At 63.2% G+C, this 7340-nt stretch carries 7 protein-coding genes; 6 read left to right on the top strand and 1 reads right to left on the bottom strand.

Annotated elements, in window-relative coordinates; all coding sequences use genetic code 11:
* From EOA27_RS14700 to EOA27_RS14675, 6 genes are all read left to right on the top strand, one after another.
* Positions 1–201 (top strand): short-chain fatty acyl-CoA regulator family protein (locus EOA27_RS14700; protein WP_245491094.1); only part of this gene is annotated, 201 nt, incomplete at its 5' end.
* 211 nt (positions 202–412) lie between these two features.
* Positions 413–1363: a DMT family transporter gene (locus EOA27_RS14695; protein WP_126079085.1), complete on the top strand. Its 951-nt coding sequence runs from the start codon at positions 413–415 to the stop codon at positions 1361–1363.
* 565 nt (positions 1364–1928) lie between these two features.
* Entirely contained in the window at positions 1929–3026 is a 1098-nt protein-coding gene (locus EOA27_RS14690) for a polyamine ABC transporter substrate-binding protein (protein WP_126079084.1), read from the top strand.
* A gap of 79 nt (positions 3027–3105) precedes the next feature.
* The gene (locus tag EOA27_RS14685; RefSeq protein WP_112131118.1) at positions 3106–4245 is read left to right on the top strand and encodes an ABC transporter ATP-binding protein; all 1140 of its coding nucleotides are present in this window, start codon (positions 3106–3108) and stop codon (positions 4243–4245) included.
* Between the two features lie 8 nt (positions 4246–4253).
* The gene (locus EOA27_RS14680) at positions 4254–5216 is read left to right on the top strand and encodes an ABC transporter permease subunit (RefSeq protein WP_126079083.1); all 963 of its coding nucleotides are present in this window, start codon (positions 4254–4256) and stop codon (positions 5214–5216) included.
* Complete coding sequence (locus tag EOA27_RS14675) at positions 5213–6031, top strand: ABC transporter permease subunit (RefSeq protein ID WP_042640957.1); 819 nt, start codon at positions 5213–5215, stop codon at positions 6029–6031. The genes EOA27_RS14680 and EOA27_RS14675 overlap by 4 nt, the downstream gene beginning before the upstream one ends.
* A gap of 32 nt (positions 6032–6063) precedes the next feature.
* Here EOA27_RS14675 and EOA27_RS14670 read toward each other — a convergent pair.
* A partial coding sequence (locus EOA27_RS14670; protein WP_127256564.1) for an AsmA-like C-terminal region-containing protein occupies positions 6064–7340 on the bottom strand: 1277 nt, incomplete at its 5' end.

Here is a 7340-nt window from a genome sequence, read left to right as displayed (position 1 = left end):
CGCGAGGAGATGATGTGTGGCGGGGCGCTGCCGGCGGGATCCCCCGGCAAGCGCGGGGAGGTTTGCGCCGCTCCGGTCGGCGCGGCCTGCAGGCTTTGCGAGCGCGCCGGCTGCCTGGCGCGCGCCGAGCCGCCGGTGACGCGCCCGCTCGGCCTTGACGAGATGGTGACGGGCCTCAGCGCCTTCGATTTTCAGGGATGATACACGCCGTCCGGACCTGCGCGTGGGCGCAGGTTCGACCTGTGTCGAAGTAAACCGCTGCGACGTTGTCCCACATTTCAGTGAATGCTGGATCACGCACGGCTTTCTACTTTGCGCTACGCGATTGAGACACAGTTCTGTCGTTTGAGACGCAGAGTTCCTGTTGTCCTTGGTGCACCATAGCGCGCATAACTCGCTGACAATCATGTCCATGACCGATACCGCATCGCCTCGCGTCGCCCTACCAGACGTCTCGCCGCGCGAGGAGCGGATCGGCATGCTGCTGGTCTTCCTCTCGGCGCTGATGTGGAGTTTTGGCGGCACCATCGCCCGTTTCATCCATGTCGACGACAGCTGGGCCGTGGTGTTCTGGCGCTCGCTCTGGGCGGTGGCCTTCCTCGTCGCGTTCATGGTCTGGCGCGACGGCTGGCGGGGCACGTTGAGATTGTTCCGCGACATGGGCCTGCCTGGTCTCGGCGTGGCCTTGTGCTTTGCCACGGCCTCGACCAGCTTTATCGTTGCGCTTGCCTATACGACGGTTGCAAACATTCTCCTGATGCAAGCCGGCGTGCCGCTTCTGGCCGCCTTGCTCGCCTGGCTGCTGTTTCGCGAGCGCGTGAGCCAAGCCACCTGGATTGCCATCGCCGCCGTCATCGCTGGGGTTGCCATCATGGTCTCTGAATCCCTCGACGGGGCCGTGTCCCCGATCGGCGACGGCCTGGCGCTGCTGATTGCGGTGATGTTTTCGTTCGCGACGGTGATCACCCGGCGCTTTGCTCATGTGCGCATGGTGCCGGCCACCTGTCTCGGCGCGCTGCTTGCCGGTATCTTTGCCGCCGCCCAGGCCTCGCAGTTTGCGGTGTCCGCACGCGACATGGGCTTCCTCTTCGCCTTCGGCGTCGTCAACCTCGGCGTCGGCCTCGCCTTTTTTGCCATGGGCGCCCGGCTCGTGCCGGCGGCAATCGCGGCGCTGCTCGGCACTTTCGAGCCGATCCTCGGGCCGATCTGGGTCTGGCTCGTCCATTCCGAGGTGCCGTCGGTGCGCACCATCATCGGCGGCGCGATCGTGGTCACCGCGCTGCTCGTCCATATCGGCCTGGAGTTCAAACGTCAGGCGCGGCCGGCGCGCCCCGGCATCACCGGCCTGCCGTCACCCAATTGACCAATGCATGTCGCCCAAAAGTGCGCAGCGGTTTTGGGAGAACGACATGCATCAAGACAACAGCATGTCACCCAGAAGTGTGCAGCGGTCCTGGGACAACGACATGCGATCAAGACAACAGCATGTCGCCCAAAAGTGCGCAGCGGTTTTTGGGCGAACGACATGCATCAAAACTCAAAACAAAGACCGAAAGCGCGTCGCCTGAACCCCTCTCGGCGCGACGCGCTTTAGGCAGCCTTCCCCATTGACAACCCCGCTGCCGGGCGGGCAGGCTGCGATCACGGCAACAACAAGACAGGCGTATCTTGCCAAGTGTCTCTGCCGGCCCGACCAGGGCCGGATCACATCGTCGTATCTCTGCCCACGCCACGGCGAACGCCGCTGACGCCGCCCGGGTACCTTACAAGGGCGCCCTGCGGGAGGTCTTTGACCACCGACCGGCAACCCGGCGCAGCGCCGACAGGTCGCGCTTGTTGCCCTTCGGAAAGCCCAATAGCCTGAAATCAATGCCGCGCCGCCATATCGCGACGAGCCGGCAAGGGAACACTCACCAAAGGAGAACATTATGATCCGCAAAGCGCTCTGGCTTTCGGCGACGTCGGTATTTCTGACGCTTTTCACGGCAGGCGGCCATGCCGAGGACCGCGTTGTCAACGTCTACAACTGGTCGGACTATATCGACAGCTCGATCATCGACGACTTCACCAAGAAGACCGGCATCAAGGTCGTCTACGACACCTTCGATTCCAACGAGATCCTCGAAACGAAGCTGCTGGCCGGCGGCAGCGGCTACGACGTCGTCGTGCCGAGCGCGAACTTCCTGGCGCGCCAGATCCAGGCGGGCGTGTTCCAGAAGCTCGACAAGTCGAAGCTGCCGAACATCTCCAACATGTGGGACGTCATCTCCGAGCGCACCGCCAAATACGATCCGGGCAACGAATATTCGGTCAACTACATGTGGGGCACCGTCGGCCTCGGCTATAACGTCAAGAAGGTGACGGCTGCGCTCGGCACCGACAAGATCGACAGCTGGGATGTTTTCTTCAATCCGGACAAGCTGGCCAAGCTGAAGGATTGCGGCGTCTATGTGCTGGATTCTCCCGCCGACATCATTCCGGCGGCGCTGAAATATCTCGGCCTTGATCCCAACAGCACCTCGCCCGATGACATTGCCAAGGCCGAGGACGCGTTGCTCAAGGTCCGGCCCTATATCCGCAAGTTCCATTCGTCCGAATACATTAACGCCTTGGCCAATGGCGACATCTGCCTGGCGATCGGCTGGTCGGGCGACGTCTTCCAGGCGCGCAACCGCGCCGAGGAAGCCAAGCAGGGCGTCGAGATCGGCTATTCGGTGCCGAAGGAAGGCGCCCAGATGTGGTTCGATCAGATGGCGATCCCGGCGGACGCGCCGCATGTCGCCGAAGCGCTCGAGTTCATCAACTACATGATGACCCCCGAAGTCATCGCCAAGTCGTCGAACTACGTGCTCTACGCCAACGGCAACAAGGCTTCGCAGCAATTCGTCGACAAGGCGATCCTGGAAGATCCAGCGGTCTATCCCGACGAAGAGACGACCAAGAAGCTTTATACCGTCAAGCCATATGATCCAAAGACACAGCGCGTCATCACGCGCACCTGGACCAAGATCGTCACCGGTCAGTAAGCATTGAGACACGACCCTGGCAGCCAACTGCCGGGGTCGCTTTCTTTTGGGGAATCAAAAAAGTAACGGAGTGGGGATCATGAAATCGCTTGGCAGCATCCGCAGGGATTTCGCGCCATGGAACGACCCGAACGCCAAGCCATATATCCAGTTCGACAAGGTCACCAAGAAGTTCGGTGACTTCACCGCCGTGAACAATCTGTCGCTGACCATCTTCGAGCGCGAATTCTTCGCGCTGCTCGGCGCCTCCGGTTGCGGCAAGTCGACCCTGCTCAGGATGCTCGCCGGCTTCGAGGAGCCGACGGCGGGCCGCATCCTGCTGGACGGGCAGGACCTGCGCGGCATCCCGCCCTACAAGCGGCCCGTCAACATGATGTTCCAGTCCTACGCGCTGTTCCCGCATATGACGGTGGAGAAGAACATCGCCTTCGGCCTCAAGCAGGAAGGTATGCCGGGGCCTGATATTGAAAAACGCGTCGCGGAGATGCTGAAGCTGGTCAAGCTCGAGCAGTTCGCCAAGCGCAAGCCGCATCAGCTCTCGGGCGGTCAGCGCCAGCGCGTGGCGCTTGCGCGCTCGGTCGCCAAGCGGCCCAAGGTTCTGCTGCTCGACGAACCTCTCGGCGCTTTGGACAAGAAGCTGCGCGAGGAAACGCAATTCGAGCTGATGGACCTGCAGCAGGAGCTCGGCCTCACCTTCGTCGTCGTCACCCACGACCAGGAAGAAGCCATGACCATGGCCGATCGCATCGCCATCATGGACAAGGGCGAGGTCATGCAGGTCGCCACGCCGGCCGAGATCTACGAGGCGCCGACCTCGCGTTTCGTGGCGCATTTCGTCGGCAACGTGAACATGTTCGAGGGCAAGGTTGCCGAGCACACGGCAAACGCGACGCGCATCACCGGCGCGACCGGCGCCCAGATCGTCGTCGACAATGGCGGCAACGCCGCTGCCGGCTCCGACATCGTCTTCGCGATCCGGCCGGAGAAGATCAAGGTCTCCTCGAAAAAGCCCGCCGATGCCGTCAATGCGCTGGAAGGCGAGGTCTATGACGTCGCCTATCTCGGCGACATGACCGTCTTTCACATCAGGCTCGACGACGGGCAGATCGTGCGGGCAAGCGCCTTGAACGCCTCGCGCGTCACCGAGGATCCGCTGACCTGGAATGACCGCGCCTGGGTCTCCTTCCGGCCCGATGCCGGCGTCGTGTTGACCCGATAGAGGCTGAGATGACCGATATCGCAGCGACTGCCGCCCCATTGACGCAAACCACGACACTGCCGGCGAGGCTGGCGAAAGGCTTCGTCAACCGCCTCGTCATCATCATCCCCTATCTCTGGCTGCTGTTCTTCTTCCTCGTTCCCTTCATCATCGTCTTCAAGATCTCGCTGTCGCAGACGGCGATCTCTATGCCGCCCTATACGCCGGTGCTCAACTTCAGCGACGGCATCTCGGGATTCCTCGCCGGCTTCCGCGAGCTCAACTTCGATAACTACACCTGGCTCACCCAGGATGCGCTCTATTTCAACGCCTATGTGACGAGCCTGGTCATCGCGGGGATCTCGACGATACTCACCCTGATCGTCGGCTATCCGATCGCCTATGGCATGGCGCGTGCGCCGGCGACGATCCGTCCGACCCTGCTGATGCTGGTGATCCTGCCCTTCTGGACATCGTTCCTGATCCGCGTCTATGCCTGGATCGGCATCCTCAAGCCCGAAGGGTTGCTCAATCAGTTGCTGATGTCGCTGCACATCATCAGCCAGCCGCTGGTGATCCTGAACACCTACACGGCGATCTTCATCGGCATCGTCTATTCCTACCTGCCCTTCATGGTGCTGCCGCTCTATTCGTCGCTTGAAAAGATGGACTATTCGCTGGTCGAGGCCGCGGAGGATCTCGGCTGCCCGCCGATCGGCGCCTTCTGGAAGATCACCTTCCCGCTGTCGCTGCCCGGCGTAGTCGCCGGCTGCCTGCTGGTGTTCATCCCGGCCGTCGGCGAGTTCGTCATCCCCGACCTTCTCGGCGGCTCGCAGACGCTGATGATCGGCAAGACGCTCTGGAACGAATTCTTCTCCAACCGCGACTGGCCGGTCTCCTCGGCGGTGGCCGTCATCCTGCTCCTGGTCCTGATCATCCCGATCATGTTCTTCCAGCAGGCGCAAGCAAAGGCACAGGAGCAGGGCAGATGAACTCGACCTGGAGCCGCTTCAACATCACCTCGATCGTGCTGGGCTTTGCCTTCCTCTATCTGCCGATCGTGCTTCTGATCGTCTTTTCCTTCAACGAATCGAAGCTCGTCACCGTCTGGGGCGGCTTCTCGACCAAGTGGTACGTGTCGCTATTCCACAATCAGGGCCTGATGGACGCCACCTGGGTGACGGCGCGCGTGGGCGTCATCTCGGCGACGGTGGCGACCGTGCTCGGCACGCTCGCCGCCATCACGCTGACGCGCTACACGCGCTTCCGGGGGCGGGTGCTGTTTTCGGGCATGGTCTTCGCGCCGCTGGTCATGCCGGAGGTCATCACGGGCCTCTCGCTGCTCTTGCTCTTCGTCGCCGTCGGGCTGGACCGCGGCTTCTTCACGGTGACGCTCGCGCACATCACCTTCACCATGTGCTTCGTCGCCGTCGTCGTGCAGTCGCGGCTGGTCTCGTTCGATCGCTCGCTCGAGGAGGCGGCGATGGATCTCGGCGCGCCACCGGTGAAGACCTTCTTCCAGATCACCTTGCCGGTCATCCTGCCGGCGATCATCTCCGGCTGGATGCTGGCTTTCACGCTCTCGCTCGACGATCTGGTCATCGCGAGCTTCTCCTCGGGCCCGGGCGCCACCACGCTGCCGATGAAGATCTACAGCCAGGTGCGTCTCGGCGTGACGCCGGAAATCAACGCCGCCTGCACCATCCTGATCGCGGTCGTGGCTGTCGGCGTCATCATCGCCTCGATCGCCAACAAGCGTCGCGAGATCCAACGCCAGCTCGACGAGCAGGCCGCGCAACGCGGTTGAGCAGTGGGTACGGGGACGCTTTGCGCCCCGCCTTACTGGCCTGAAACGCCGGGAGCGATCGGCGAGATGAACGGCGCGCTCCAGTTGCCGCCGACGAAGAACAGCGACTGGTTCGGCTGAGCGGGAGGCGGATTGGCCGCCTGGCCGTTGGCCTGCTGGGGCTGCTGTGCGGGCTGTCCGCTGGGCATCACGCCGCCCGAGAGCGCCAGCCCACGTCCGGCGTAGGAGGCGATGCCCGACAGCCAGATTTTGTATTTCTGCGCATTGATCTCGGCCTTGTCGAGGCGCGCCACGCCCTTCGAGATGCTTGCCTTGATTTCGGCGCCATCGATCGGCAGGGAACCATTGGCGACGTCGTCAAGCGCGAAGAAGCCGCCTTGCTGGTTGCGCTTGAGGAAGGCCGGCAGGTCGAGCCCGTTGAGCGTGCCCGGCCCGAACGTCGCGGAGAACGATCCGTCGGCATTCTCAAAAATCGAATTCCACGCCTTGCCCGGTCCCTTGAGGATGACCGACACCGTGCCGGTGCCGGCCGGCACCAGCCGCGTCATTCCCGCCGCGGTGGCAAAGGCTCCCGTATCCACATCCGACGCCAGGAGCCGCAGCTCCACCTGCGTGCCCTCAGGCTTACGGTCGAAGCGCAGGCTGCTCTGGATGGTGCCGTTGAAGGCCGACGCGTCGGATATGTCGAAGACGGCAAGACCGTTCTTGACCTGCGCGGTCGCCGCGACGTCGGCGAGCTGCACCGGTCCCGCCATGGCATGCGCCGCCGACAGCCTGAGGTCGAGGTTGATACGGTCGGCGAAGCTGGTGTCGATGTCGCCTGGGCCGGCCTCGCTGGTGGGCGCGACGGGCGTGAAGGCCGACAGGAAAGATCTTAGATCCAGCGTATCGAAGGCGAGCGTGCCGGCGATCACCGGGCGCCCTTCCGCGAAGGAGAAATCCAGCGCTCCCATGCCCGGATTGTTGTTCAGCGTGACGGTCGTGTTCTCGAATTTCGCGCGCCCCGCCGAGGCGTTCACCTTGCTGGCGACCGAGACCGCCCCGATCGCGGCGCCCGGCGCGAGGCCGGCCTGCGACCACTCCAGCACGCGCCGCAGCGACGGGGCTGCGAACTTGGCCTGTCCGTCCAGATAGGCATTGTCCGACATCGAGGCCGTTCCGTCGAAGGAGAATGTCGCTGGTGCCGCCTTGAAGGAGAGGGTGACGGGCGCCGCGCCTCCGGCAAACAGCACCAGCGGTTTCGCCGAGGAGAAATCGAGCTGCACGGTCTCGCCGCGCCAGATTCCGGTCGCGGTCAGCGATGCATCGC

The sequence above is a fragment of the Mesorhizobium sp. M2A.F.Ca.ET.037.01.1.1 genome, assembly GCF_003998075.1.
Lineage (GTDB): Bacteria > Pseudomonadota > Alphaproteobacteria > Rhizobiales > Rhizobiaceae > Mesorhizobium.
This window is presented reverse-complemented; position numbering and strand designations above follow the sequence as displayed.

Coding starts and splice junctions, on each gene's coding strand:
- EOA27_RS14695 (WP_126079085.1), top strand. CDS start 413: ATGACCGATACCGCATCGCCTCGCGTCGCCCTACCAGACGTCTCGCCG.
- EOA27_RS14690 (WP_126079084.1), top strand. CDS start 1,929: ATGATCCGCAAAGCGCTCTGGCTTTCGGCGACGTCGGTATTTCTGACG.
- EOA27_RS14685 (WP_112131118.1), top strand. CDS start 3,106: ATGAAATCGCTTGGCAGCATCCGCAGGGATTTCGCGCCATGGAACGAC.
- EOA27_RS14680 (WP_126079083.1), top strand. CDS start 4,254: ATGACCGATATCGCAGCGACTGCCGCCCCATTGACGCAAACCACGACA.
- EOA27_RS14675 (WP_042640957.1), top strand. CDS start 5,213: ATGAACTCGACCTGGAGCCGCTTCAACATCACCTCGATCGTGCTGGGC.